This window comes from Gordonia aquimaris (assembly GCF_026262595.1).
GTDB lineage: Bacteria > Actinomycetota > Actinomycetes > Mycobacteriales > Mycobacteriaceae > Gordonia > Gordonia tangerina.
In genome coordinates this window covers 38,143-62,895 of sequence record NZ_JAPKFM010000012.1, presented here as the reverse complement: position 1 = coordinate 62,895, position 24,753 = coordinate 38,143, and the positions used below count along the sequence as shown (strand labels likewise).

Sequence of the window (24,753 nt, the reverse complement as noted above, 5' to 3'; positions counted from 1 at the left end):
ACCAACGTCGACGGATGTCCTGCGCGGCTGCGACACGTGTCAGTCCACCGAAGCGTGATCGAGCGTCACGGCGGCATGCAGGGCTGCCCGCCAGTCACGCAATGGGGCCAGGCCCGCCTCGGCCCACGCGGTCGGCGACAACACTGAGTACGCCGGTCGCGGCGCGGGACGAGGGAACTGCGCGGTGGTGCACGGTTGCACCCGGTCCGGATCGGCCCCCACCTCGGCGAACACCGCGCGTGCCACGGCGAACCAGGTGACGCTGCCGGAATTGGTGGCGTGCAGCACCGCGCCGGCCACCCTCCGGTCGCGGCCGCGCGCCGCGAGTTCCCAGAGCCCGGCCGCCAGATCTGCGGCGTAGGTGGGCGATCCGGTCTGGTCGTCGACCACCGACACCGTGTCGCGGGACGCCTCCAGGCGCCGCATGGTGCCGACGAAGTCACGACTGTTCGGACCGCCGGTGTAGACCCACGCGGTCCGCACGATCGTGGTGGCCGGATCGAGCTCGACGGCGAGTTGCTCGCCGGCGAGTTTGGACGCGCCGTACACCGTCTCCGGGGTACCCGTGGCGTCGCCGGGTTGGTACGGCTGCGCGCGGCGTGGGGCGGTGGTGGTCGCCGCCGCGCCGGCGAAGACGTAGTCGGTCGAGACGTGGATCAGCCAGGCCCCCGCCGCACGCGTTGCTCGCGCGAGATTCGCCGGTCCGTCGCGATTGATCGCGTAGGCGCGGGCGGTGTCGGACTCCGCACCGTCTACGTCGGTGTAGGCCGCACAGTTGAGCACCACATCACCCGGCCCCAGATCGGACAACGCCGTGGACACCGACGCCGCGTCGGCGATGTCGACGTCAGCCGACCCCAGCGCACGTATGTTGGCGGGCGCATCCGCGTCGGCCCGCAGCGCGGTGCCGAGCTGTCCGGTCGCACCGATGACGAAGAACGTCGGACTCATGGCTGCCATCGTGCCGCACGCGGGCCGCCGGGACGCGATGGCGGTCGGTGATGTGAGTCTCGCGGGACTGATACGGCGTGGCGTTCCCGGATTTCCTACGCCACTTCAATAGCCTGGCGTCAGAACTGCAACATCTGAAACGCCAACATCACCGACATCTGCACACACATGCGTCACACCCAACAGTGACCGGCAGGCAAGCAGAGCCGTGGTGACCGACGACGAAAGGTGATGACCCGCTCGTGGAGTCTCGACCTGGTGATGCACGCCGACGTCACGGTGGTCGCACACGCCCCGACGAGTCCACGCCACGTCCCATGTCATCGACGGACCGGAAGCCAACCGACCGAAAGAGGCCAGAGGGGGCGCCGGCTGATGACCGGAGGATGACAGGTGGCCGGGAGCAGCCACGCACACCTCGCCGGCGGCCGCCGGAACAGGCCCCGGGGTCGGGACCCGAGCAACGCCGCCGCAGGCCCTCTCCGGAGGACCGCGTCGACCCGCGCGCGTCCGGGCAGCCGAAGCGCCGCCGACCGAGCCCTGATGATGTGTCGGCACCTCCGCCACGCCGGCGACCCGTGTCCTCACCTCCCGCGGGCCGAGGTGTCCGGGGCCGCCGGCCCGACGTCGTCTCGACCGCATCCGACGAAATCCACACCGACGGCGCCACAGATTCACCGCGGCGGCGACGACGCCCGGCAGCCGAGGCCGATCAACGTGGTGGCGGCCCCTCCGACCCCCGACACCCGCGCTCTCGACGTCGGGCGGCGCAGCCCGAACGGCGAGACCGACCGGATCGGCCGGCAGCAGCAGCGACCGCGACATCGGGTTCCAATCGGCGCCCCCGCGAACCGCGTCCAGACGGAACCGGCCCGACCCCGCCGTCGCGCCCGTCCTGGCGGGCCAAGACCAGCCGGGCCGGCATCGGTCGTGGGCTCGTCGCGCTGCTCTCGGTGTCGGTGCTGTTGTGCACCGGCTACGCGTGGAACAACGTAAACAATCTCAACTCCAACATCACCCAGTTGGGTGGCCTGGGTCTCGGCGGCGCCGACGACGGCGCGGTCGACATCCTGCTCGTCGGCACCGATTCACGCACCGATGCCAAGGGCAATCCGCTGTCGGCGGACGAACTCAAACTCTTGCGCTCGGGCGAGGAAGTCGCCACCAACACCGACACCATCCTGTTGATCCGGATCCCGAACGACGGATCGTCGGCGACGGCGATCTCGATCCCTCGCGACTCCTACGTCGAGGTTCCCGGCATCGGGATGTCGAAGATCAATGCGGCATACGGCACCACCAAGGAGGGTGTGCGCCAGCGCGCGGTCGAGGCCGGTGCGACGCCCGCGGCGGCCGAGAACGACGGCACGCAGGCCGGACGCAAGGCCCTCATCGACAGCGTGACCGGCCTGACCGGCGTGCACGTCGACCACTACGCCGAGGTGGGTCTGCTCGGCTTCGTGCTGCTGACCAATGCCGTGGGCGGCGTCGACGTCTGCCTGAAAGACGCGGTCAACGAACCGTATTCGGGGGCACGGTTCCGCGCCGGCGAACAAACCCTCAACGGCCCCAAGGCACTCAGTTTCGTCCGGCAACGCCACGGGCTGCCGCGCGGCGACCTCGATCGCATCACTCGGCAGCAGGTGTTCATGGCCTCGCTGGCCAACAAGATGCTGTCGGCCAACATGCTCGCCGACCCCGGCAAGCTGTCCGAACTGCAGCGGGCGGTCTCCCGGTCGGTCGTGATCGACGACAACTGGGATGTCGTGAAACTCGCCGAACAACTGAAGGACCTCAGCGGCGGACGCGTCAAGTTCGCCACCATCCCGGTGGTCACCGAGCAAGGGTGGAGCGAGGACGGCCAGCAGAGCGTCGTCGAGGTCGACCCCAACCAGGTGCGGACCTTCACCGACAACCTCCTCAACCGCAAGCAGGACGACGGCACACCGGAACGCGCCGACTACACTGTCGACGTGGTCAACGCCGGCACTATCGACGGTCTCGCATCGAACGTCGCCAATATCTTGACCACCAAGGGGTTCCAGTCCGGCGACACCCTCAGCGGCAGTGCCGACGACCGCGACACGGTCGTGTACACCCACGCCGAGGACGCCGGGGCCCGCCAACTGGCCAAGGATCTCGGCGGCGCCGAGGTGCGCGTGGATTCCTCACTACCGGAGAAGCATCTGAAGGCCGTGCTCACCAACACCTACGAGGGCCCGGGTTCGATCCTCGACACCGGAACCCAGGTCGACAACGTCCCGGCCAGCGAGCGCGTCGGCAACAACCGCCCACCCATCACGGCCGGCACCGACGGCCCGACCTGTGTGAACTGATCGATGACCGACACCACCATCACTGCCGCCGTATTCGCCGCCGTCGCCGACTGGTCGCAACCGTTGCTGACCTACTACGACCACCGAAGCGGTGAACGTACCGAGCTTTCTGGTGCCACCCTGGGGAATTGGGCCGCGAAGTCGGCGAACTTCTTTGTCGACGAACTCGGCCTCGCGCCCGGCGACGAGGTCGTTGTCGACCTTCCGGAGCATTGGCAGACCGCAGCGATCCTGCTCGGCGCGTGGTGGGCCGGTGCGCGCGTCCGCTTGCCGGGCAGCTCCGGCGACACCGGCGCTGTCGGCGTCGCCGTGACGTCGGCGCAACGCATCGACGCTCACGACGATGTCGATGAGCTGCTCGTCGCCTCACTAGACCCGTTCGCGATGGGCGTGCGCGACCTGCCCGTTGGGGTCACCGACTTCGCGACCGCGGTACGCGTCCACGGCGACCAGTACTCCCCGACCGACGTCCCCGCCGGACCGGTGCTCGACGACGACGACACCGCCACGGTGCTCGCCACCGCACGGCGCGCCGCAGCCGCCGACGGCGTCTCGGCCGGGACACGTGTCCTCACCGCCCGCCGGTGGCACGATGCTCGCGGCGTCATCGGCAATCTCGTTGCGCCGCTGGCCGTTGGCGCCTCTCTCGTCACCGTGTCGCATCCCGACGACGACCGGTTGGCCGGACTCGCCGACACCGAACGTGCGGACATCACACTGCGCTGACGCGTGCGGATTCGTCCGAAGAGGGCCCTCAAGTCCGCTCGCGTGGGGCATCCTCGTAGGCGTGAAGATCCCCAAGGCAGTTGCGCGATTCAACAAGAAGGTGACCAATCCGATCCAGCGCCAATGGGCTCCGCGGCTGGCGCCGTGGGCGATGGTGGAACACGTGGGGCGCAAGTCTGGAAAGGAGTACTCGATCCCGGTGCTCGCCTGGGTCGACGACGACCGGCTCTCGATCGTGCTGACCTACGGACGCCACACCGACTGGGTACGCAACGTGCAGGCTGCCAATGAATTCGGTTTGGTGCGCAAATCCAAGCATTACAAGGTGGTTCGGCCGCGCATCATCCCGTCGGACTCCCCGGATGTGGCGTCCGGTGCGCGCATCCCGGCCCGCATGTTCGAGTCCGTCCTCATCGGCACTCTCGTCGAAGGGTGACCGCGGTGCCCGACGATGCTCTCGACGATTTCACCGCGCGCGATGTCACCGTCGGAACGGCCACGAAGACGGTGTATGCCAAGGGTGAGGGCCCAGCGGTCATCGTCATCGCCGAGATGCCCGGCATCAGCCCAAAAGTCGCCGACTTCGCCCGGAAGGTGGCGGCACGCGGACTCACCGCGGTCATGCCCTCACTGTTCGGTGTCGACGGCCGAGATCCGCGGCCCGACGCGCTCGGCCGCGTCGGATCCACGCGGTACATGGCCGAGACGATCACCCGGGCGTGCATCAGCCGGGAGTTCACCGTGCTGGCCACCGGAAAGACCTCACCGATCGCCGACTGGTTGCGTGGACTCGCGGCCCAGGAACACGATCGGTGCGGCGGACCCGGCGTCGGCGCCGTCGGGATGTGCTTCACCGGCGGCTTCGCACTGGCAATGGCCACCGACGACCGTCTGCTTGCCCCGGTGCTGTCCCAGCCGTCCTTACCGTTCGGTGTGATACCGGCACGCAACCGGTCCATCGATCTCAGCGACGCCGACCTGGCGCGGGTGAAGAGTCGGTGCGCCGCCGGGCTGCAGGTGATGGGCCTACGGTTCGAGGGTGATCGTCTGGCCCCGCGGTCGCGCTTCGACTTCCTCCGGGACCAACTCGGTGACGCGTTCCTGGCCGTCGAGCTACCCGACTCCTCGGCCAGCCCGGATTCCATGTTGCCGCAGCCACATTCGGTGCTGACCGAGGACCTCATCGACGAGCCGGGGCAGCCCACGTATGACGCACGGGAACAGGTGCTCGACTTCTTCGCCGAGAAGTTGCGCCACTAGGGCTGCGGACAGGAATGTGCCGTAGATCTGAGTCACCTGGCGACACCGATCTACGGCACTTGTGGCCGTCGGTGACCGCTCAGTCGTCCCCGAGCAGCTTGGTGCGCAGCGCCTCGTCCTTCTCCAGCACCATGGCCTGGAGCCCTTGCTGGAAATCGACCATGCGCGACCGCAATCCGGCGTCCGACGAACCCAGGATCCGCACCGCCAGGAGCCCCGCGTTGCGCGCCCCGCCGATGGACACGGTGGCCACCGGCACACCCGCCGGCATCTGCACGATCGAAAGCAACGAGTCCAGACCATCGAGGGTGCGCAGCTGCACCGGCACGCCGATCACCGGCAGCGGGGTAGCCGAGGCGACCATCCCGGGCAGATGCGCCGCACCACCCGCGCCCGCGATGATCACCGAGATCCCGCGATCGGCTGCGCCGGAGGCGTAGTCGAGCATCCGCTGCGGCGTGCGATGCGCCGACACCACACCGACCTCGAAGGGCACCTCGAACTCGGCCAACGCCTCGGCGGCGGCTTCCATGGTGGGCCAGTCCGAATCGCTGCCCATGATCAATCCGACCCGCGGCCGAATCGGTTCGTGATACCCCGCGTCGTGGGGTTCGGTCTCGGTCATGCGTGCGCATCCCATCCATCGGTCCACTCGGCGTGAGACATCCAGTGCGCGGCGCGTTCCGCACGTTCCCGCACGGTCGCGGGCGAATCGGTATCGCCACCGACAATGTTGACGTGCCCGACCTTGCGGTCGGGCCGTTCGCCCTTACCGTACAGATGCACCTTGGCATCGGGCATGCGGGCCAACAGGTGATGCAGACGCTCGTCCATCGTCATCTCCGGCGCCGTTTCGGCACCCAGGATATTGGCCATCACGATCACCGGCGCCCGCGCCGCAGTGTCCCCGAGCGGGTAGTCGAGCACGGCCCGCAGATGCTGCTCGAACTGAGAGGTCACCGCACCGTCCATGGTCCAGTGCCCGCTGTTGTGTGGCCGCATCGCGAGTTCGTTGACCAGCAGCTCACCGTCGAGTGTCTCGAAGAGTTCCATCGCCATCACCCCGACGACGCCGAGTGCCTCGGCCAACCGCAGCGCCATCTGCTGCGCCTGCTCGGCGACCTCGTCGGACAGATCCGGCGCCGGTGCCAACACCACGGCGCACTGCCCCTTGCGCTGAATCGTCTCCACCACCGGCCACGCGGCGCCCTGCCCGAACGGGGATCGTCCGATCATCGCCGACAACTCGCGACGCATCGCGACCTTCTGCTCGGCGATCAGACCGACCCCGGCACCGAATTGTTCGTCGAACACCGACAGCGCTTCGTCACGGTTGTCGAGCAGCCAGACACCACGCCCGTCGTAGCCCCCGCGGATCGCCTTGAGCACGATCGACCAACCGTGGGTCTGTCCGAACTCGACGAACCGTGCGCGCGCATCCGAGCCGGCGTCGGTCAGGTCGGCGAAGTCCGGGACCGGCAAGCCCAGCTCAGCCAGCCGCACCCGCATCGCGAGCTTGTCCTGCGCGAAGTGCAGCGCCGCCGACGGCGGGCGCACCGCCACGCCCTCGGCCTCGAGCGCCTGCAGATGGCTCAGCGGCACACCTTCGTGGTCGAAAGTGAGGGCGGCGGCGCCCTGCGCGGCGCGGCGGAGGTCGGCGAGCTCGTTGTGTGAGCCGAGAACGATGTCGGCGCTGACCTGGGCGGCAGGATCGGTCTCGCTCGACGCCAACACGCGCAGACACTGTCCGAGCGCAATGGCCGCCTGATGGGTCATACGGGCGAGCTGACCACCGCCGATCATCGTCACGGTTGGCATGCTGGATGTCACGCCGAACATCGTGGCACGTTCGCCACGTCGTGCGCATGACCGACCGGCGAAGTTACTCTTCGGTTTGATTTCGTACACTCGGATCTTGTGCCCTTCATCGACGAGCTCGTGGCTCGACTCCCCGAGCCGGTTCGTCGGCTCGCGATGCAACACCACGAGCTGATCAAGTTCGCTCTCGTCGGGGGCACCACCTTCGTCTTCGACCTGGTCATCTTCTACGCGCTGACCTTCACCGTGTTGGAACCGAAGCCGGTGGTGGCCCGCATCATCTCGGGGACCCTGGCCACGATCCTGAGCTACATCCTCAACCGGGAGTGGGCGTTCAAAAACCGTGGTGGCCGCGAACGCCATCACGAGGCGCTGCTGTTCTTCGCGATCAGCGGAATCGGCGTGATCCTGGCCGCGGCACCCCTATGGGTGGCCAACAACGTCTTCGACCTGCGCAGCAATGTCACCACCACCGAGCTGGTGGTACTCGACTTCGTCCTGGGCTTCTTGATCGGCAACCTGTTGCAGATGGCGTTCCGTTTCTGGGCGCTGCGCAAATTCGCCTTCCCGGTCGAACAATTGCGCGGTGGGGACGCCGGCTCCACCGACCTACATCCGAGCGACGCCGAACTCATCGATGAGGAACTCGGTCACGCCTGATCTCGGTCTCCCCGGTCGGCGGATCACCGTCGACCGCGCCGCCGAGGCGGCTGCCGTGGGTCGACGGAATGACCAGGGAGAACACCGCGGGCCGACGCGACGTGAGGTCGAGGCGCCCGCCGTCGGCCTCCACCAAGGCCCGTGCCAGCGACAATCCCACCCCATTACCCCGGCCCGCAGAGAATCCCCGCCGGAAGATGTGACCGACCAACGGGTCGGGAACACCGTCGCCCTCATCGGAGACCGACACGCGCAACATCTCGCCCGACGGCAGATCGTCGACCTGGATGTGGCACGTCCCGCCACCATGCTGCAACGCATTGTCCACCAGGACACTCAACGCCTCGCGTAGGCGCCCGGGCCGCGCACTCACCGCGGTCGCCCGACCGTCGAACCGCGCCGAGATGGTGCGTCCGGCCGCCTCGAAGGACGCACGGAAATCGCCGATCAGCGTGTTCACCAGCTCCGCCACGTCGATGTCGTCAGGCACCGCCGGGTCGTTCCGCGACGCCGCGACCATCTCGTCGAGCTCTCTGGATAGTCGCTCCACCTGCTCCAACGCCGCCTCCGCCTCACCGACCACTGACGGGTCGGGATGCATCGACAACTCGTCGAGGCGCAACTGGATGGCGGTGAGACGGCTACGCAGCTGATGTGAGACGTCGCCGACGATCTCGCCCTCGCGTTCCAGCCGCAGCGCGATCTCGGCGTTCGCATCACCCAGTGCGCGCGAGACCCGATCGAGTTCTCCGATGCCGTAGGACTTCCAATCCGAGCGGAAGTCGCCCCGTGCCATGGCCGCGGCCCGGTCGGCGAGGTCGATGAGCGGATCGGCGATCCTTCCGGCGGTCACTGCCGCGACAATGGTGCCGGCCGCGATCGAACTGGCCACCACCAGCAACACGATCCCCACGGCCACCAACTGGTCGTCGCGCACCTGCTCGAGCGGGATCTCCAGCAGCAGTGACCCCGCGTTGCCGAGTCCGATCGAGTCACCCATCGCCGCTCCGTCGATCCGGTCGCCGATCACCACCATCGCGTCGGCACCACCGTCAACCGGGTAGCGCACGGTCAGTCGACCGTTCTCGGGGATCAGCAGCCGGAAGGCGTCGACATCCAGCTGCCCGGGCGCGAGGCTGCCGGCCTCACCCTCTTGACGGATCAACTGATCGGAGATCAGTTTGAGGCGCCCGTCGAGCGTCTGATGCGCGTTGTCCGACACCCACCACCAGGCGATCACGCTGAGCGGTACACCCAGCAGCAGGCCGACCGCCAGACACATGGCGATCATCGTGTTCAGAATCCGGCGGCGCATCGCGGGTCACCCGGGTCAGGGGTCGAATCGGAAACCGACGCCGCGCACCGTCACGATGTGCCTCGGGCGGTCGTACTGGTCGTCGCCGATCTTGCGCCGCAACCAGGAGATGTGCATGTCCAGGGTCTTCGACGAGCGCAGATCCGCCGACCCCCACACCTCGGTGAGGATCTCGTCACGGCTGACCACCTGCCCGGAGCGTTCCATCAGGAAACGCAGCAGATCGAACTCGCGATTGGCCAGCACGACGTCGGCGCCGTTGGCCAGTACCCGCCGTCCGCGGGTGTCGAGTTGGATGTCGCCCCCGTCGAGCACCACGTCGGCGCTCTGCTGACGACGGAGCAGTGCCCGGACCCGTGCGAGCAGCTCCGCGAGCCGGAACGGTTTGCCGACGTAGTCGTCGGCGCCGGCATCGAGGCCCACCACGAAGTCCACCTCGTCGGTGCGCGCGGTCAACATCAGCACTGCCAGCGTCGGCCGTTCCGAGCGCACCCGGCGGCACACCTCGAGCCCGTCGATCTCGGGCAGCCCGAGATCCAGGATCAACAGTTCGAACCGACAGTCCAGGGCTTGATCGAGTGCTTGCGCGCCGTCGGTGACGACCTCGCAGCCGTACCCCTCGCGGGTGAGTGCCCGGGCCAGCGGCTCCGCGATCGCGGCGTCATCCTCGGCCAACAGCACGTCGGTCATCGCCTGCTCCCCTCGTCGTGCCGACGTTCCGGCATGTCGTCGGCCGCCTCACCGTCGTATCCGTCGGTGAACGGCTCGTTCTCGGCCACGTCGAGTACCTCGTGGTACAGCAGCGCATGCACACGCTCGACCTGCGGGATGTCGTCGAAAGCCAACGGTTCGTCCGACGCCGACTCGATGATCAGGGTGCCGGTGCGCAGCAGCCGGTCGATGGGACCGTGCCGAAACTCGACGGTGTTGATGCGGCGCACCGGGATGTCGATCCCCGATCGGGTGATGATGCCGTTGCGGAAGATCACCCGCCGGTCGGTGAGGACGAAATGCGTCGACCCCCACGACACGAGCGGCCGGACGAAGAACCAACCCAATGCCGCGAGCCACAGCACGCCGACGATGCCCAACAGGATCAGTCGAGTGGTGGAACCGAGGTCGGCGCCGGTGATCACGCCACCCAGCAGCCCGACCGCGGCCGTGACCACCAGGAACAGTAGGAACGGGCCGATCAGACACTTCCAGTGGGGATGCCGATGCAGCACGATCTCCTCGCCCGGGGCGAGGTTCTCCCGTGGATAGGACATGGCCTAAAGCTTAATGTCCGGCGAGCACGGGACAGCCGAACTCCGTCCGGGCGTGGGTACACTTCCGGTGAAGCCGTGCAGGTGACGAGAAGTCTCGAGGTCCGACAGACATGAGCTACCACGATCCACGTGACCCGCGCGATCCACGGACCGCGCGTTATGAACCCGGGTACCCCGAGTCCCGGGCCTACAGCCAGCAGCCCGCCCCGAGATCCGATCACTCGGATCCGACCTACTCGTATGCGGCGGACCCGTATCAGCCCGCCGACGCCGGACGCCAGAAACCGCGGCTGGGACCCAACGTCAATCCGACGATGTTCGTCGGCGGTGTGGTGATGACCGGTGTCGTGACCGGCCTGGCCGCATGGCTGGCCGCGTGGATCATCCGCGCGATCGTGCAGCGGGTAAACGAAGCGGGCCGGTTCGGGGTGTGGAATCCGTTGGCGCGTGACGAGTTCTGGTTCGCGGTGGTTGCGTTCCTGTGCGCACTCGCGGCCGGCGCGCTGTGGTACGTGCTGCAGATGGTGACCCCGTCGCCGAATCAGTTCTTCCGCTGGATCGTCGGTCTGCTCATCGCCGCGGCGGTGATCATCCCGCTGATCCTGTCCGCGGAACTATCGGTCGGCATCGCCACCGCCATTCTTCATCTGATCATCGGGCTACCGATCATCTCGCTGATCCCCGCCATGGGACACAAGAGCATCCAGGACAGCTGAAGCAGCCAGACGACCGACGCGCGAGGTCTCAGTCGTCGAGCGGCCGCAGGTGGGTGACGTCGCCGGCCGCCGCGACCACCTCACGGCCCTCGGCGTCGACGACGATCCGACCCATCGCGTCCACGCCGACCGCGGTGCCGGTCACTGTCTGGTCACCGGGCATCACCAGCCGTACCCGCCTGCCGACGGTGTCGCTGCGATCGCGATAGGCAGCGCTCAGTCGGTCCAGGTCGTCGGGCCAGTGCGTCAACAGGTCCCCGAGCCCACGCAGGAATGCCGCCGCCAGTTCGGTGTGCGCGACCTCGATTCCGGTGCCGATCTGCAAAGACGTCGCTGTCGGCACCGGCAGGTCCTCGGCCGACATGTAGGTGTTGATCCCGATCCCGATCACTGCGAGACCCCCGCGAGGGGTGTTCGTGTACTCGGCGAGGATGCCGGCCACCTTCCGGTCGTCGATCAGGACATCGTTGGGCCATTTCAGCGTTGGGCGTCGACCCGCCACCTCATCGATCGCGTCGACCGCCGCCAGTCCGGCGAGCAACGACAACCAACCCAGATGCTCGGTCTCGGACCCCACCGCGACCGCCGCGGACATGGCCAGCTGACTTCCCGCCGGCGCGGACCACACCCGGGAGTGACGGCCGCGCCCCGCCGTCTGATCGGTGGTCAACCGCACCGTGCCGTCGACGTCGCCGGAAGCCGCCTGTGTGACCAGGTCTGCGTTGGTGGAGCCGGTCGATGCCACCACCTCCACCGCTCGCCAACGAGTACCGGACAGGAGTTCGAGGAGTCGATCGGCATCGAGATCGGCGGCATGGTTGCTCATGGGTGATGACGCTACCGCGCCACAGGTGCAGGTCAACGCCATATCCGCGTTCCCCGACCGATCGCTCGGGAACCTGAGGCATATCTCACGTTGATCCGCTTGACGTGGCTCACACCCGGGTCGTTAGCATCGGTGTCCATGACGACTGCTTCGCGCGAGGACGGCTCCGCCCCCGACATCCACACGACGGCGGGAAAACTCGCCGATCTGCGTAACCGCCTCGATGAGGCCAAGCACCCCGTGGGCGAGGCCGTGGTGGACAAAATCCACGAGCGGGGCAAGCTCACCGCGCGCGAGCGGATCACTCACCTCCTCGACGAGGGCTCGTTCGTGGAACTCGATGCGCTGGCCCGGCATCGCAGCACCAACTTCGGACTGGCCGAGCGCCGCCCGGTAGGCGATGGAGTGGTGACCGGCTACGGCACCATCGACGGCCGCGAGGTGTGCATCTTCTCCCAGGACGCCACCGTCTTCGGCGGCAGCCTCGGCGAGGTGTACGGCGAGAAGATCGTGAAGGTGATGGACCTGGCGATCAAGACCGGACGGCCGCTGATCGGCATCAACGACGGTGCCGGCGCACGTATTCAGGAGGGTGTGGTCTCCCTGGGCCTGTACGGCGAGATCTTCCACCGCAACGTCCGCGCTTCCGGCGTGATCCCTCAGATCTCGCTGATCCTCGGCGCTGCGGCCGGCGGCCACGTCTACTCCCCCGCCCTGACCGACTTCGTCGTGATGGTCGACAAGACCAGTCAGATGTTCATCACCGGCCCGGACGTCATCAAGACGGTCACCGGCGAGGACGTCACCATGGAGGACCTCGGTGGCGCCAACACCCACATGACGAAGTCGGGTACCGCGAGCTACGTGGCCTCCGACGAGGAAGACGCGCTCGGGTACGTCAAGGAGTTGCTCGGCTACCTGCCCAGCAACAACCGGGCCGAGGCCCCGCGCCTGCCGGTGGACCAGCCGGCTGCCGGCTCGATCGAGGACACCCTCACCGATGAGGACCTCGAACTCGACACGCTGATCCCTGATTCGCCGAACCAGCCCTACGACATGCACGAGGTCATCCGGCGCATCCTCGACGACGACGAGTTCCTCGAGGTGCAGGCCGAGTACGCGACCAACGTGATCGTCGGATTCGGCCGGGTGGACGGCCGCAGCGTCGGCATCGTCGCAAACCAGCCGACCCAGTTCGCCGGCTGCCTCGACATCAAGGGGTCGGAGAAGGCCGCCCGGTTCGTCCGCACGTGTGACGCTTTCAACATCCCGATCGTCACCCTGGTCGACGTGCCCGGCTTCCTGCCCGGCACCGACCAGGAATACAACGGCATCATCCGCCGCGGCGCCAAGCTGCTGTACGCCTACGGCGAGGCCACCGTCGGCAAGATCACCATCATCACGCGCAAGGCCTACGGCGGCGCCTACGACGTGATGGGGTCCAAGCACATGGGCGCCGACGTCAATCTGGCCTGGCCGACGGCCCAGATCGCGGTCATGGGCGCCTCCGGCGCGGTCGGATTCGTCTACCGCGGCAAGCTGAAGGAAGCTGCGGCGAACGGCGAGGACGTCGACGCACTGCGCCTCGAACTGCAGCAGGAGTACGAGGACACTCTGGTCAATCCGTACGTCGCCGCCGAACGTGGCTACGTCGACGCGGTGATCCCGCCCAGCCACACCCGTGGCCAGGTGGCGACCGCGCTGCGCCTGCTCGAGCGCAAGATGGTCACGCTGCCGCCGAAGAAGCATGGGAACATTCCGCTGTGAGCGACATCGAGACCGGCGCCGACGCCGAAACGCAGACACAGTCCGCACCGTTTTTGCGCGTCGTCCGGGGTAACCCGACCGATGAGGAACTCGCCGCCCTCGTCGCGGTCGTCGCCTCCGCCGCCGGGTCCTCCGGTGGCGGCATCGCCGACGCCGGGCCACGCGACGACTGGGGACGCCCTGAGGACCGGCTGCGGCCGATCTGGGGCGCACCGGGCAGCTTCACCAATCTGAGGTGGTGAGCGCACCGGAGGTGGTGCTCGGGTCGGCGTCGCCGGCCCGCCTCCGGGTGCTGCGCGACGCGGGACTCGACCCGCGGGTGATCGTCTCCGACGTCGACGAGGACGCCCTGCTGACCACCATGGCGGCGTTTCCACCCGAGGACATCGTCGTCCGGTTGGCGCAGGCCAAGGCCGACGCCGTGGTGGCCGATGTCCTCGCCGACTGCGATGCCTCCGATGTGGTGGTCCTCACCTGTGACTCGATGCTGTTCTTCGACGGCCGGCTGAGCGGCAAACCGCACACCGCACAGGTCGCGCAGAGCCAGTGGCGCACCATGCGCAACCGCTCGGCCGAACTCATCACCGGGCACTGTGTCACCCGCATCCACGACGGCCTGGTGGCCGCCTCCGCGCACGCCGCGGCGTCGACGACCATCAGATTCGCCGACGTCGACGACGCGACGATCGATGCCTACGTCGCCACCGGCGAACCCCTCTCGGTGGCCGGCGCCTTCACCCTCGATGGGCTCGGCGGCTGGTTCGTGGACTCCGTCGACGGCGATCCGTCATCGGTGCTCGGGATCGGCCTGCCGACCGTTCGTCGTCTGCTCGGCGAGGTGGGGGTGTCGGTCGTCGACTTGTGGCTGTCGGACCCAACTGGCAAATCGGACAACTGATCTGGGCCGACACACCTGCATGTCGTGGCAAGTGCACGGATTCCGGCATCAGTGTCCAGGGTCGTCGTCGTGATCACACACCCTCGACGATGTCCTTGACGCCGTGTCACATCGGCTGGGCGAGTTGTCCATGGAAGGGCACCGCGTCGGCTGAGCTCTCAGCTCGCCGACACGACCGTGAGTCGGCACGCCACGCGACTTCGGCAGTGGGTAGGCTCATTGCCAGACACCGGATCGCCGTGTCCGTCAGACCGCCCGATGCCGCATCGGCGACCACAGATTGAAGGGACCGCAGTTGAGCGTGGAGACCGATCCGAATCCGGCATTCGCCGAGTACGCGCATCCGGAGCGTCTGGTCAGCACCCAGTGGCTGTCGGCGCATCTCGGTGCGAAGGGACTCAAGATCGTCGAGTCGGACGAGGATGTCCTGCTCTTCGACATCGGTCACATCCCGACCGCGCAGAAGATCGACTGGCATCTTCATCTCAACGATCCGGTGACCCGCGACTACATCAACGGTGAACAGTTCGCTGAGCTCATGCGTAGCAAGGGGATCGAACGCGACGACACCGTGGTGATCTACGGCGACAAGAGCAATTGGTGGGCCGCCTACGCGCTGTGGGTGTTCACGCTGTTCGGCCACGAGGACGTCCGGCTGCTCGACGGTGGCCGCGACGCCTGGATGTCGGAGGATCGCGACACGTCCTTCGATGTGCCCGAGTACCCGCGATCGGACTACCCCGTCGTCGAGCGTGATGACTCCCGAATCCGCGCATTCGCGCCGGAGGTGCTCGAGGCGCTCGGTACCCAACCGCTCGTCGACGTGCGCTCCCCGCAGGAGTACACCGGCGAACGCACGCACATGCCGGACTACCCAGAGGAGGGTGCGCTACGCGGGGGCCACATCCCCACCGCCATCTCCATCCCGTGGGCCAAGGCCGCCGCACCGGACAGCCGCTTCCGCGGCCGTAAGGAACTCGAGGAGATCTACGCCGACCTCGATCCGTCAACCCCGACCATCGCGTACTGCCGCATCGGCGAGCGGTCGAGCCACACCTGGTTCGTGCTGACCCATCTGCTCGGCTACGACAAGGTGCGCAACTACGACGGGTCGTGGACCGAATGGGGTAACGCGGTGCGGGTGCCCATCGCCATCGGCCCCGAGCCGGGCGCCGCCCCGGCGACGACATGACACTGCCGGCTGCTCTCGCCGAGATCGTCGACGACTTCGGCGCACTCGGCGATGCCGACAAGGTGACGTTGCTGCTGGAGTTCTCGCGTGAACTGCCCGAGCTCCCGTCCCACCTCCAACAGGACGCGATGGAGCCGGTGCCGGAGTGTCAGTCGCCGGTATTCCTGTCGGTGGACGCCGCCGACACTGATCATGTGCGGCTGTACCTGACGGCGCCGGCAGAGGCTCCGACCACCCGCGGTTTCGCCTCGATCCTGTATCAGGGCCTCGACGGCGCGCCCGCCGACGAGATCCTCGCGGTGCCGGCGGACTTCTATCACGATCTGGGGCTGGGCTCGGCGGTCAGTCCGCTGCGACTGCGGGGTATGGCGGGCATGCTCGCCCGGATCAAAGGACAGGTGCGACGTCAGGCCGGGGACGGACCCGGCACCCCCACCAGTTCGACATGAAGTTCGTCCAGATCCGCGACGAGTCGGTGGAGCCTGGCGGACTCGTCGAGTGGATGCCGTATGTCTCGGGTGGCCTGGGTTCCTGGAGCCGCGATTCCCGCCTCACGTCGCACAATCACGAGCAGCATCTGCGGTCGGCGTTCGACTATCGGCTGCGCACCCGACGCGAGGGCGGCCGGGAATCCTGGCTGGGTCTGGCCATCGAATTCGCCGAACCGCTGTCGATCCCGGCCATCCGGACCACCCTGCTGCAGTGGATCGACCGACACGAGGTGTTGCGCAGCCACGTCATCATCCGCGGTGACGGCCTCCAACGACTCAGCACAGAGCCCGGCACCGTCAAGCTCAAGATGGGCCGCATCGGCTGGTACACCGAGTCGGGTCCGCTGGTCGAACAGATCGCCGGCGCCTTCGACCGTGCGACGGCGCCGCTGCATTGGCCGGCCTACATGTTCGCCACCGTCGGCCGGGAGGACTCGTTCACCCTGCTGTTCGCCGCCGACCATTCGCTCGTCGACGGCTACTCGCTGATCATGGCGCAACACGAACTCGCCACCCTCTACCGCGCAGCACGGCGTCAGGAGCAACCCGAACTGGCGCCCGTCGGCAGCTACGTCGACTTCAGCGCCCAGGAACGCCGAATGGCCGACCAGACCGGCGGCGACCACCCAGCGGTACGGACGTGGACGGATTTCCTGCGCGCCGGCCACGGCGGCATGCCGGCCTTCACCGCCGATTCCGAGGCCGCGACCATCGACCGCGCCGAGCTGGAGTCACCCGCCCCCGATCCGAGCGACGAATCCGCCGTCGCCCAGCAATCGCTGTACGGCCTGATCCTCGACGACGCGGCCGCCAACAGATTCACCGCGGTCTGCTCGCAGGCCGGCGGCACGCTGACCGCAGGTGTGCTCGCGGCGTGCGCCCTGGTGCATCACGATCGCACCGGCGACGACGAGTTCCGCTGCGTGCTCCCCCGCCACACCCGCGACGACGCTCGCTGGCTCACCGCGCTGGGCTGGTTCGTCGCGGTGGCCCCGTTCACCCTCGACGTCTCCGATTCACCGACCTTCGATCAGGCGGTCACACGGGCGACCGCCGAACTCAAACGGTCCCGCCAGGGCGCCGGGCTGCCGTTCCTGCGGGTCGCCGAACTCCTCGGCCACAGCGGCGAACCCTTGTTCGTGATCTCGTTCATCGACACGCGATATGCCCCGGGGGCGGCCGAGGCCGACGCGGGCCGGGCGAAGGTGTTGCGCAGCCACAGTTATGCACCCCACGAGGTCTATATCTGGATCAATCGGACACCCGGCGGCATGCGGGTGTCGGCCCGCTTCCCACCGGAACCCGCAGCGTCGCCTGATCGTCAGAACGTCCCGGGCGCCGACGTGAACTATCCCACTCCGGCCGCCGTACCCGGCGACACGGACACCGGTCCCGTCGGTCCCGTCCAGGCCTACCTGCACGATTTCGCCCGGTTGATCAGGGAGCTCGGCGACGCGAGCACTTTTCGTACCGACGAGTAACCGGAGGGGGCGACCGATCGCTTGATCGGTGGGCTAGGGTATTGCCCTGAACGCGTGACACTTAGACTCGAGTGTCGTGCCTCACTCCGAGGGCCGTCACGATCGGCCGGACGGGTGAAACCCCAGACGCGTGATGTGATTCATAACGACCAAGTGCCGCTCCACCGAGCGTCACGACGCCCAGGAGAACAAGTGCCAAGTAGCTCTGCGAACAGTATTTCCAAGGTCCTCATCGCCAATCGTGGCGAGATCGCGGTGCGAGTGATCCGGGCCGCTCGGGACGCCGGTCTGGCCAGCGTCGCCGTGTACGCCGAACCCGACGCCGATGCGCTGTTCGTGAAGCTCGCCGACGAAGCGTTCGCGCTCGGCGGCCAGACCTCGGCCGAGTCCTACCTCGTGTTCGACAAGATCCTCGACGCCGCGGCCAAGTCGGGCGCCGACGCCATCCATCCCGGCTACGGCTTCCTCTCCGAGAACGCCGACTTCGCGCAGGCTGTGCTGGACGCGGGATTGATCTGGATCGGCCCGTCGCCGCAGTCCATCCGCGACCTCGGCGACAAGGTCACCGCCCGCCACATCGCGCTCAAGGCCGACGCACCGATGGCGCCGGGCACCAAGGACCCGGTCAAGGACGCCGACGAGGTCGTCGCGTTCGCCGAGGAACACGGCGTACCGGTCGCGATCAAGGCGGCTTTCGGCGGCGGTGGACGCGGTATGAAGGTGGCCTACACCATCGACGAGATCCCGCACCTGTTCGAGTCGGCCACCCGCGAGGCCGTCGCCGCCTTCGGTCGCGGCGAGTGCTTCGTCGAGCGCTACCTGGACAAGGCCCGTCACGTCGAGGCCCAGGTGATCGCCGACCAGCATGGCAACGTGATCGTCGCCGGCACCCGCGACTGCTCGCTGCAGCGTCGCTTCCAGAAGCTGGTCGAGGAGGCCCCCGCGCCGTTCCTCACCGACGAGCAGCGCACCAAGATCCACGAGTCGGCCAAGGCCATCTGCCGCGAGGCGGGCTACTACGGTGCAGGCACGGTCGAGTTCCTCGTCGGTAGCGACGGCCTGGTGTCCTTCCTCGAGGTCAACACCCGTCTGCAGGTGGAGCACCCGGTCACCGAGGAGACCTCCGGTATCGACCTGGTTCGTCAGCAGTTCCGCATCGCCAACGGCGAGAAGCTGGAGATCTCCGAGGATCCGACGCCGCGCGGGCACTCCTTCGAGTTCCGCATCAACGGCGAGGACGCCGGCCGCAACTTCCTGCCCGCCCCCGGGCCGGTCACGGTGTACAAGGAGCCGACCGGTCCCGGCGTGCGCGTCGACTCCGGCGTCGTTGCCGGCGACGTGATCGGCGGACAGTTCGACTCGATGCTCGCCAAGCTCATCGTCACCGGCGAGACCCGCGAGCAGGCGCTCGAGCGCTCGGCGCGCGCGCTCGCCGAGTTCGAAGTCGAGGGCCTGGCCACGGTCATCCCGTTCCACCGCCATATCGTCGAGAACCCGGCCTTCCACGGCCACACCGACGAGAACGGCGTCGAGACCTTCGATGTCTACACCAAGTGGATCGAAACCGACTGGGACAACCCGATCGAGCCATACACCGGTGGTGAGCCGATCGAGGACGACGAGTCGCTGCCGCGCCAGAACGTCGTCGTCGAGGTCGGCGGCCGACGCGTCGAGGTTTCGCTGCCGGGTGATCTCGCGCTCGGCGGCGGTGGCGGCAGCGCCAACGGCGTGGTCCGCAAGAAGCCGAAGGCCCGGTCCCGCAAAAAGGGTGGCAATGCCGCCGTCTCCGGTGACGCCGTGGCAGCGCCCATGCAGGGCACCGTCGTGAAGGTCGCCGTGGAGGAGGGCCAGCAGGTCTCCGCCGGCGAACTCGTCGTCGTGCTCGAGGCCATGAAGATGGAGAACCCCGTCACCGCCCACAAGGACGGTGTGGTCACCGGACTCGCGATCGAGGCCGGCGCCGCCGTCACCCAGGGCACCGTGCTGCTCGAACTGAAGTAGCGACGCACCGGTCATGGAACCGGTCGAGATCAACGCCGGAGCCTGGTATCTGCGCGCGCTGCGTGCCGATGAACGGATCTCCGACGTCCCCGCACTCGACGACCTCGGTGTGCCCGATCCGCTCGGATACACCGAGGTCGTCGCGCGTGGATGGGAATCGGAGAATCTGTTCGTGTGGGGCATCTGCATCCCCACCACGGGCGAGACGATCGCCGTCATCGGACTCGACGTCACCCACGGTCAGCCCACCCACTACTGCGGTCGCGCACGCGCCGGATACGATGCCGCGTTGCGTGCCGCCGGCGGCCCGGTGACCCGCTTCGCCGCGGGCGTACTCGACGTGGCCCTGCCACACACCGTGCCGGACGGCCTACCCGGGCTCTGAGAGCGAGATCAGTCCGGCAGGTCGCGGTCGCGGCCCGTGGCCAGGTCGCCGCACTCCACGGTGCGCAGACCCGCGACGGTCGCCAGATACCGTCCCGCCCCGACGTCACCCTGCAGATGAGCACCGAGCGGGTCGAGATGGTCGGACCCGATGTACACCGGGTGGCCCGGCCGTCCGTCGAACACCGCGCGTGCCACCACATCCCGCCGACGCTGCGCCGCGTCGACGACGCGGCCGGTGACCTCCGGCCCCACATCGGGTGTGTCAACAACATGTAAAACCATCGCGGCGGGATCCCGCCGCTGTGCCACCCATCCCGCGGCGGCGCGCACTGTCGCCGACAGACCCGTCGCCCAGTCGTCGACGTGGAGCACCGATGCCCCGCCGGGTGGTTCGACAGTACTCGCCCCCATCGCCACCACCACCTCGTCGCACCCCCCGTCGCGCAGCGCCCGCACCGCGATCGCGAGCCACTGACCTTGGTGTGCAAGGATTTTCGGCATTCCGTAGCGACTTCCGGCGCCGGCTGCGAGCACCACGCCACACACCGCACCGACGCGACTCGCAGACGTGTCCGGCGGGTCACGGCTCTCGGGTCCCGTCATCGCCACCGCACTGGCCTCCTGTCCGTTCCGCACCTTTTACCACGTCGAAATATACGATCCACCGCCGAGCGGGAATCCGCATCGAGGTTCACTATTTATCTGCTGTGCGCGGCGATCGTTCACGGCAGGGCTACGAACTCTAGGTGATGAGGCCAATGGCAACCGATTCCAGCGCCCCCATCGGGGCACCGCAGCGCAGACGCCGGGTGCATCCGGTCGACCAGGTACCCCCACCCGGGAAACTGGTGGCGCTCGGTGCCCAGCACGTGGTGGCCTTCTACGCCGGCGCTGTCCTCGTCCCCCTGCTCATCGCACGCGCCATCGACCTCGACGACGAAGCGCTGACGATGCTGATCACCGCCGACCTGTTCACCTGCGGCATCGCCTCGCTGCTACAAGCCGTCGGATTCTGGAAGATCGGCGTCCGGCTGCCACTGCTGCAAGGAATCACCTTCGCGACCCTGGCGCCGGTCATCCAGATCGCCAACAATCACGGCGGCGGACGTGTCGGGCTGCAGACCGTCTACGGCGCGGTCATCGCGGCCGGCGTGTTCACCTTTCTGATCGCGCCGTTCTTCGCCAAGCTGATCCGATTCCTGCCGCCGGTGGTGACCGGCACCCTGATCACCATCATCGGTATCTGTCTCATCCCGGTGGGCGCCGGCGACGCGGTGAGCGATCCCGCCACCCATCTACACGACTCCGCCAACTGGCGTTGGGTCTGCTATGCACTGGGCACCATCCTGCTGATCGTGTTGATGCAACGCTTCTTCCGCGGGTTCATGGCGACGATCGCGGTGCTCCTCGGCCTCACGGTCGGCACCTTCATCGCGTGGCTCCTCGGCGACGCCTCGTTCTCTTCGGTCGGCGAGGCGTCGTGGCTGGGCTTCACCCCGCCCTTCGCGTTCGGCTGGCCGCAGTGGGACATCGTCGCAATCGTCTCACTGATCGTGGTGCTCCTCGTTGTCGCGGTGGAATCGACCGGGTCGGTCTTCGCGACCGGCGAGATCGTCGGCAAGCGCATCAAAAAAGAGGACGTCGCGGCCACCGTGCGCGCCGACGGCTTGGCCACCATGATCGGCGGTTCGTTCAACTCGTTCCCTTATACGGCCTTCTCCGAGAACGTCGGTCTGGTCCGGCTCACCGGCGTCAAGAGTCGCTGGGTGGTCGCCTGTGCGGGCGTCATCATGATCATTCTGGGGGTGCTGCCCAAGCTGGCGAAGGTGGTCGAGTCGATTCCTGCGCCGGTCCTCGGCGGTGCCGCGTTGATCATGTTCGCCACCGTCGCGATCGTCGGCATCCAGACACTCACCTCGGTCGATTTCACCGATCATCGCAACCTGATCATCTCGGCGACGTCGCTGGCCGTCGCGCTGTATGTGCAGTTCTCCCAGTCAGCCGCCCCGACCACCGTGATCGAGAAGTCCGGTGAGCAGGTCGACGTGCCTGCGCTGCCCGGAGTGGACGAGGCGATGCCGAACATCTTCTTGCAGATCCCGTTCTCCACCGGGATCACCATGGGCGCGATCACCGCCATCCTGTTGAATCTGTTGTTCTTCCATGTGGGTGGCCGTGGGCCCGCGGTGGCCGGTGGCGGCGCGATCACCCTTGACGAGGTCAACACGATGTCCAAGGAGCAGTTCCGGGACACCTTCGGCGGCGTCGTACAGAACGTCGACTGGGTGCTCGACCGGGCCTGGGATCAGAAGCCGTTCGAGGACGTCCACGACCTGCGCAGCGCGTTCCAGGAGGCGATGCTCACCGGCAGCGACGAGGAACAGTTGGCGCTCATCCGCGCCTTCCCGGATCTGGGCGCCGAGGACGAGGAGACCGGCGAGCTGGTTGCTGTCGACCACAAGGGGCTGTCTCACCTCGAGGAGACCGAGCACGAGAATGTGGTGAATCTGGCTGCCGCCTACCAGGAGCACTTCGGGTTCCCGCTCGTCATCTGTGCCCGCGAGACCGAACGCTACGACCGGGTCCTGCGAAACGGCTGGGCACGCATGGACAACTCGGAGACGAGCGAGAAGTCGTTCGCGTTGATCGAGATCGCCAAGATCGCGAACTACCGCTTCGACGATCTCGTCGCCGATGCCAACCCGTTCACGTCGGCCCGATTCACCCGACAACCGGAACTCTCTTAGGCTGGGGCGCATGCGTCGTGTCGATTGGCGAGGATTGTCCAGTTTCAACGAATTGTCCGAACGTCAGGCCATCAATCAGCTCTTCGAATGCTGCAGCTCCCGAATCTGGGCAGTGCGCGTGGCCTCGGCCCGGCCGTTCTCCGACGACGAGGCGCTGCTCGAATACGCCGACCTGATCTTGGCCGAGCTCACCGAGAAGGATCTCGACGACGCGTTGGCCGGACACCCGCGGATCGGCGACCGCGCCGACAATCCGTCGTCGAAGCGCGAACAGTCCGGGGTCACCGGCGCCGACGCCGATGTGCTGGCCGAGCTCAAGGAACTCAACGCGGCCTACGAGGAGAGGTTCGGTCACGTCTACCTGGTGTTCGCCAACGGCCGCCCCGCCGCGGAGCTCCTCGACATCCTCAAGCAGCGCATGAGCAATGACCCCGAGACCGAACGCCGGGTGATGCGCATGGAACTCGCCAAGATCAACCGCAGCCGACTGGTCCGTATGCTGACACCGGCAAGCATCTACCTCGACGAGGAGGCCCAGGCGTGACCGGTTTGTCGACCCACGTCCTCGATGCCGTCAGCGGCGCACCCGCCGTCGGCGTCGCGGTGTCCCTGCAGGATGCCTCCGGCACCGAACTCGCTGCCGGCGTCACCGACGGTGACGGCCGGATCGCGCAGGTCAACACCGACGCGCTCATCGCCGGCATCCACCATCTCGTCTTCGACACCGGCAGCTGGTTCGCCGATCAGCAGCTCACCGGCTTCTACCCCGAGGTCGACATCTGCTTCGAGGTCGGCGATCCGCAGCGCCACCACCACGTGCCGCTGCTGCTGAGCCCGTACGCCTACTCGACATATCGGGGTAGCTGACCCGGTGCCGGCCGCACCTGCAGGCTCTGGCCGCAGTTCGGGCTCCTGGCCGGAACTCGAAACTGCGTCCAGAACTCCCCCACCGGTCGCGCGCTCAGCGGTCGGTGAGTAGTTGGGACGGCGAGACGCCGTATCGCTGTCGGAACGCGGCGGCGAACCGTCCGGTGTGGGTGAAACCCGCCTTCATCGCGGCGTCGGTCACCGACGCCGACGTTCCGCGCATGAGGTCGTCGTGAACCGCAGCGAGTCGGATCTCGGTGAGACATTCACGCGGCGTCTTCCCCACGTATTGCCGAAAGCCCTCCTGAAGGCGACGCACGCTCACCCCGGCCGACTCGGCCATGTCCGCGGCCGTCCAGGGCCGTGCCGGGTCGGCGCGCAGGGCGTCGAGCACTCGGGTCACGATCCGCGGTCGAGGCAGCAGATGATCGCCCCGATCGTCGGGGACGGCCGCCAAGAGAAACGCATCGGTCAACGATCCGGCGAGTTGTTCGGCGACCAACGGGTTGGCCAGTAGCGGGTCGTCGGCGGGCTGTCCGGCGATCGACTGCACCAGACGGAACCAACTCGCGCCTTCGGGTGAACGAAGATCGAGCTGATCGGGTATGGACGTGTCGGGTTGCCCGGTCACCCGACACATCTCGTGGTGCAGGAAGTCGCGGTCGATCTTGACGCCGACGATCGTGCAAGTGCTCGACCAGCGGGTGATGTCGGTGGGGGTGTCGGGCGGATTGACCGTCGCCGACCCGCTGGTCGACACCACCGAATGTCCGGCGACCGACGTCTCGAGCACACCGTTGAGCGGGACGTTGATGCCGTAGGCGCCGGGATGGTCGGAGTGAATCGATACCTCCGCGCCCCATCCGATCCGCGCGATACGCAGCGGGCCGAGCACCGTGACCGCGACATCGGCCTCGGTCGCTGTGCTGCGGGCGACACGGGGCCGCAGCACGTGTGGGAAATAGGCTGCGGACACCGCATCCGACGCTGCATCCCAATCCGGATCACCCGGTATTGAAAGCTGTTGCAGCTGACTCATCGACACT

26 protein-coding genes are annotated in these 24,753 nt (G+C 67.5%); 17 read left to right on the top strand and 9 right to left on the bottom strand.

Annotation, left to right across the window (positions count from 1 at the left end; all coding sequences use genetic code 11):
• Nucleotides 1–39 precede the first annotated feature (39 nt).
• Nucleotides 40–960: a dTDP-4-dehydrorhamnose reductase gene (gene rfbD, locus OSB52_RS12855; RefSeq protein ID WP_266062044.1), complete on the bottom strand. Its 921-nt coding sequence runs from the start codon at nucleotides 958–960 to the stop codon at nucleotides 40–42.
• A gap of 377 nt (nucleotides 961–1,337) precedes the next feature.
• On the opposite strand from rfbD, the gene OSB52_RS12850 reads away from it, so the two are divergent.
• The 4 genes from OSB52_RS12850 (at nucleotide 1,338) to OSB52_RS12835 (ending at nucleotide 5,273) form a co-directional block, all read left to right on the top strand.
• Entirely contained in the window at nucleotides 1,338–3,287 is a 1,950-nt protein-coding gene (locus OSB52_RS12850; RefSeq protein WP_266062042.1) for an LCP family protein, read from the top strand.
• A 3-nt stretch (nucleotides 3,288–3,290) separates the two neighbouring features.
• Nucleotides 3,291–4,013, top strand: coding sequence for a TIGR03089 family protein (locus OSB52_RS12845; RefSeq protein WP_266062039.1), 723 nt, complete (start codon nucleotides 3,291–3,293; stop codon nucleotides 4,011–4,013).
• Between the two features lie 61 nt (nucleotides 4,014–4,074).
• Nucleotides 4,075–4,449 carry a nitroreductase family deazaflavin-dependent oxidoreductase gene (locus OSB52_RS12840; RefSeq protein ID WP_235723843.1) on the top strand — a complete coding sequence of 125 codons (375 nt, stop codon included), beginning with the start codon at nucleotides 4,075–4,077 and terminating at the stop codon, nucleotides 4,447–4,449.
• 5 nt (nucleotides 4,450–4,454) lie between these two features.
• The gene (locus OSB52_RS12835) at nucleotides 4,455–5,273 is read left to right on the top strand and encodes a dienelactone hydrolase family protein (RefSeq protein WP_266062036.1); all 819 of its coding nucleotides are present in this window, start codon (nucleotides 4,455–4,457) and stop codon (nucleotides 5,271–5,273) included.
• Nucleotides 5,274–5,352: 79 nt separating this feature from the next.
• Here the strand turns inward: OSB52_RS12835 and purE are convergent, their stop codons facing one another.
• Nucleotides 5,353–5,898 (bottom strand): 5-(carboxyamino)imidazole ribonucleotide mutase, encoded by a 546-nt coding sequence (gene purE / locus OSB52_RS12830; protein ID WP_266062034.1) that lies wholly within the window; start codon nucleotides 5,896–5,898, stop codon nucleotides 5,353–5,355.
• Nucleotides 5,895–7,112 (bottom strand): 5-(carboxyamino)imidazole ribonucleotide synthase, encoded by a 1,218-nt coding sequence (locus OSB52_RS12825; protein WP_372512412.1) that lies wholly within the window; start codon nucleotides 7,110–7,112, stop codon nucleotides 5,895–5,897. Before OSB52_RS12825 ends, purE begins: the two co-directional genes overlap by 4 nt.
• A gap of 78 nt (nucleotides 7,113–7,190) precedes the next feature.
• Here OSB52_RS12825 and OSB52_RS12820 point away from each other — a divergent pair, with 78 nt between their 5' ends.
• The gene (locus OSB52_RS12820; protein WP_235723846.1) at nucleotides 7,191–7,751 is read left to right on the top strand and encodes a GtrA family protein; all 561 of its coding nucleotides are present in this window, start codon (nucleotides 7,191–7,193) and stop codon (nucleotides 7,749–7,751) included.
• On the opposite strand, the gene OSB52_RS12815 is transcribed toward OSB52_RS12820, so the two are convergent.
• From OSB52_RS12815 to OSB52_RS12805, 3 genes are read right to left on the bottom strand one after another with little or no spacing between them, the layout of a single operon-like run.
• Nucleotides 7,723–9,066, bottom strand: coding sequence for a sensor histidine kinase (locus OSB52_RS12815; RefSeq protein ID WP_266062033.1), 1,344 nt, complete (start codon nucleotides 9,064–9,066; stop codon nucleotides 7,723–7,725). The genes OSB52_RS12820 and OSB52_RS12815 overlap by 29 nt on opposite strands.
• Nucleotides 9,067–9,081: 15 nt before the next feature.
• Nucleotides 9,082–9,756 carry a response regulator transcription factor gene (locus OSB52_RS12810; RefSeq protein ID WP_266062031.1) on the bottom strand — a complete coding sequence of 225 codons (675 nt, stop codon included), beginning with the start codon at nucleotides 9,754–9,756 and terminating at the stop codon, nucleotides 9,082–9,084.
• Nucleotides 9,753–10,334: a PH domain-containing protein gene (locus OSB52_RS12805; protein WP_266062030.1), complete on the bottom strand. Its 582-nt coding sequence runs from the start codon at nucleotides 10,332–10,334 to the stop codon at nucleotides 9,753–9,755. Before OSB52_RS12805 ends, OSB52_RS12810 begins: the two co-directional genes overlap by 4 nt.
• 110 nt (nucleotides 10,335–10,444) lie before the next feature.
• Between OSB52_RS12805 and OSB52_RS12800 the strand changes: the two genes are divergently transcribed.
• Nucleotides 10,445–11,050: a DUF6069 family protein gene (locus tag OSB52_RS12800; protein ID WP_235723850.1), complete on the top strand. Its 606-nt coding sequence runs from the start codon at nucleotides 10,445–10,447 to the stop codon at nucleotides 11,048–11,050.
• Between the two features lie 28 nt (nucleotides 11,051–11,078).
• Here OSB52_RS12800 and OSB52_RS12795 read toward each other — a convergent pair whose 3' ends face one another.
• The gene (locus tag OSB52_RS12795) at nucleotides 11,079–11,876 is read right to left on the bottom strand and encodes a biotin--[acetyl-CoA-carboxylase] ligase (RefSeq protein ID WP_266062028.1); all 798 of its coding nucleotides are present in this window, start codon (nucleotides 11,874–11,876) and stop codon (nucleotides 11,079–11,081) included.
• Between the two features lie 138 nt (nucleotides 11,877–12,014).
• On the opposite strand from OSB52_RS12795, the gene OSB52_RS12790 reads away from it, so the two are divergent.
• From OSB52_RS12790 to OSB52_RS12755, 8 genes are all read left to right on the top strand, one after another.
• Complete coding sequence (locus tag OSB52_RS12790) at nucleotides 12,015–13,643, top strand: acyl-CoA carboxylase subunit beta (protein WP_235723852.1); 1,629 nt, start codon at nucleotides 12,015–12,017, stop codon at nucleotides 13,641–13,643.
• Nucleotides 13,640–13,885, top strand: coding sequence for an acyl-CoA carboxylase subunit epsilon (locus OSB52_RS12785; protein WP_235723853.1), 246 nt, complete (start codon nucleotides 13,640–13,642; stop codon nucleotides 13,883–13,885). The genes OSB52_RS12790 and OSB52_RS12785 overlap by 4 nt, the downstream gene beginning before the upstream one ends.
• On the top strand, nucleotides 13,882–14,541 hold the full coding sequence (locus OSB52_RS12780; protein ID WP_372475010.1) for a Maf family protein: 660 nt from the start codon (nucleotides 13,882–13,884) through the stop codon (nucleotides 14,539–14,541). Before OSB52_RS12785 ends, OSB52_RS12780 begins: the two co-directional genes overlap by 4 nt.
• 295 nt (nucleotides 14,542–14,836) lie before the next feature.
• The gene (locus OSB52_RS12775; protein ID WP_235723855.1) at nucleotides 14,837–15,733 is read left to right on the top strand and encodes a sulfurtransferase; all 897 of its coding nucleotides are present in this window, start codon (nucleotides 14,837–14,839) and stop codon (nucleotides 15,731–15,733) included.
• A complete protein-coding gene (locus tag OSB52_RS12770) occupies nucleotides 15,730–16,182 on the top strand; it encodes a SufE family protein (RefSeq protein ID WP_235723856.1) in 453 nt (150 codons plus the stop codon). The genes OSB52_RS12775 and OSB52_RS12770 overlap by 4 nt, the downstream gene beginning before the upstream one ends.
• Nucleotides 16,179–17,705, top strand: coding sequence for a condensation domain-containing protein (locus OSB52_RS12765; protein ID WP_235723857.1), 1,527 nt, complete (start codon nucleotides 16,179–16,181; stop codon nucleotides 17,703–17,705). Before OSB52_RS12770 ends, OSB52_RS12765 begins: the two co-directional genes overlap by 4 nt.
• Before the next feature lie 192 nt (nucleotides 17,706–17,897).
• A complete protein-coding gene (locus tag OSB52_RS12760; protein ID WP_235723858.1) occupies nucleotides 17,898–19,706 on the top strand; it encodes an acetyl/propionyl/methylcrotonyl-CoA carboxylase subunit alpha in 1,809 nt (602 codons plus the stop codon).
• Nucleotides 19,707–19,719: 13 nt separating this feature from the next.
• A complete protein-coding gene (locus OSB52_RS12755; RefSeq protein WP_235723859.1) occupies nucleotides 19,720–20,091 on the top strand; it encodes a hypothetical protein in 372 nt (123 codons plus the stop codon).
• 8 nt (nucleotides 20,092–20,099) lie between these two features.
• On the opposite strand, the gene OSB52_RS12750 is transcribed toward OSB52_RS12755, so the two are convergent.
• Nucleotides 20,100–20,696, bottom strand: a complete 597-nt coding sequence (locus OSB52_RS12750; RefSeq protein WP_235723899.1) for a nucleotidyltransferase family protein — start codon at nucleotides 20,694–20,696, stop codon at nucleotides 20,100–20,102.
• Between the two features lie 155 nt (nucleotides 20,697–20,851).
• On the opposite strand from OSB52_RS12750, the gene uraD (OSB52_RS12745) reads away from it, so the two are divergent.
• Genes uraD (OSB52_RS12745) through uraH form a run of 3 tightly spaced genes read left to right on the top strand, consistent with a single transcriptional unit; the run spans nucleotide 20,852 to nucleotide 23,707 of the window.
• The gene (gene uraD / locus OSB52_RS12745) at nucleotides 20,852–22,840 is read left to right on the top strand and encodes a 2-oxo-4-hydroxy-4-carboxy-5-ureidoimidazoline decarboxylase (RefSeq protein WP_266062024.1); all 1,989 of its coding nucleotides are present in this window, start codon (nucleotides 20,852–20,854) and stop codon (nucleotides 22,838–22,840) included.
• Nucleotides 22,841–22,850: 10 nt separating this feature from the next.
• Nucleotides 22,851–23,384, top strand: a complete 534-nt coding sequence (gene uraD, locus OSB52_RS12740) for a 2-oxo-4-hydroxy-4-carboxy-5-ureidoimidazoline decarboxylase (RefSeq protein ID WP_235723861.1) — start codon at nucleotides 22,851–22,853, stop codon at nucleotides 23,382–23,384.
• Complete coding sequence (uraH, locus tag OSB52_RS12735; protein ID WP_235723862.1) at nucleotides 23,381–23,707, top strand: hydroxyisourate hydrolase; 327 nt, start codon at nucleotides 23,381–23,383, stop codon at nucleotides 23,705–23,707. Before uraD (OSB52_RS12740) ends, uraH begins: the two co-directional genes overlap by 4 nt.
• 94 nt (nucleotides 23,708–23,801) lie before the next feature.
• Here uraH and OSB52_RS12730 read toward each other — a convergent pair whose 3' ends face one another.
• On the bottom strand, nucleotides 23,802–24,746 hold the full coding sequence (locus OSB52_RS12730; protein WP_235723863.1) for an AraC family transcriptional regulator: 945 nt from the start codon (nucleotides 24,744–24,746) through the stop codon (nucleotides 23,802–23,804).
• Nucleotides 24,747–24,753 lie beyond the last annotated feature (7 nt).

Coding starts and splice junctions, on each gene's coding strand:
- OSB52_RS12825 (WP_372512412.1), bottom strand. CDS start 7,112: ATGTTCGGCGTGACATCCAGCATGCCAACCGTGACGATGATCGGCGGT.
- OSB52_RS12845 (WP_266062039.1), top strand. CDS start 3,291: ATGACCGACACCACCATCACTGCCGCCGTATTCGCCGCCGTCGCCGAC.
- OSB52_RS12765 (WP_235723857.1), top strand. CDS start 16,179: ATGAAGTTCGTCCAGATCCGCGACGAGTCGGTGGAGCCTGGCGGACTC.
- OSB52_RS12850 (WP_266062042.1), top strand. CDS start 1,338: ATGACAGGTGGCCGGGAGCAGCCACGCACACCTCGCCGGCGGCCGCCG.
- OSB52_RS12805 (WP_266062030.1), bottom strand. CDS start 10,334: ATGTCCTATCCACGGGAGAACCTCGCCCCGGGCGAGGAGATCGTGCTG.
- OSB52_RS12815 (WP_266062033.1), bottom strand. CDS start 9,066: ATGCGCCGCCGGATTCTGAACACGATGATCGCCATGTGTCTGGCGGTC.
- OSB52_RS12810 (WP_266062031.1), bottom strand. CDS start 9,756: ATGACCGACGTGCTGTTGGCCGAGGATGACGCCGCGATCGCGGAGCCG.
- OSB52_RS12795 (WP_266062028.1), bottom strand. CDS start 11,876: ATGAGCAACCATGCCGCCGATCTCGATGCCGATCGACTCCTCGAACTC.
- OSB52_RS12800 (WP_235723850.1), top strand. CDS start 10,445: ATGAGCTACCACGATCCACGTGACCCGCGCGATCCACGGACCGCGCGT.
- OSB52_RS12730 (WP_235723863.1), bottom strand. CDS start 24,746: ATGAGTCAGCTGCAACAGCTTTCAATACCGGGTGATCCGGATTGGGAT.
- OSB52_RS12790 (WP_235723852.1), top strand. CDS start 12,015: ATGACGACTGCTTCGCGCGAGGACGGCTCCGCCCCCGACATCCACACG.
- uraD (WP_266062024.1), top strand. CDS start 20,852: ATGGCAACCGATTCCAGCGCCCCCATCGGGGCACCGCAGCGCAGACGC.
- purE (WP_266062034.1), bottom strand. CDS start 5,898: ATGACCGAGACCGAACCCCACGACGCGGGGTATCACGAACCGATTCGG.
- OSB52_RS12750 (WP_235723899.1), bottom strand. CDS start 20,696: ATGACGGGACCCGAGAGCCGTGACCCGCCGGACACGTCTGCGAGTCGC.
- OSB52_RS12770 (WP_235723856.1), top strand. CDS start 15,730: ATGACACTGCCGGCTGCTCTCGCCGAGATCGTCGACGACTTCGGCGCA.
- OSB52_RS12755 (WP_235723859.1), top strand. CDS start 19,720: ATGGAACCGGTCGAGATCAACGCCGGAGCCTGGTATCTGCGCGCGCTG.
- rfbD (WP_266062044.1), bottom strand. CDS start 960: ATGGCAGCCATGAGTCCGACGTTCTTCGTCATCGGTGCGACCGGACAG.
- uraD (WP_235723861.1), top strand. CDS start 22,851: ATGCGTCGTGTCGATTGGCGAGGATTGTCCAGTTTCAACGAATTGTCC.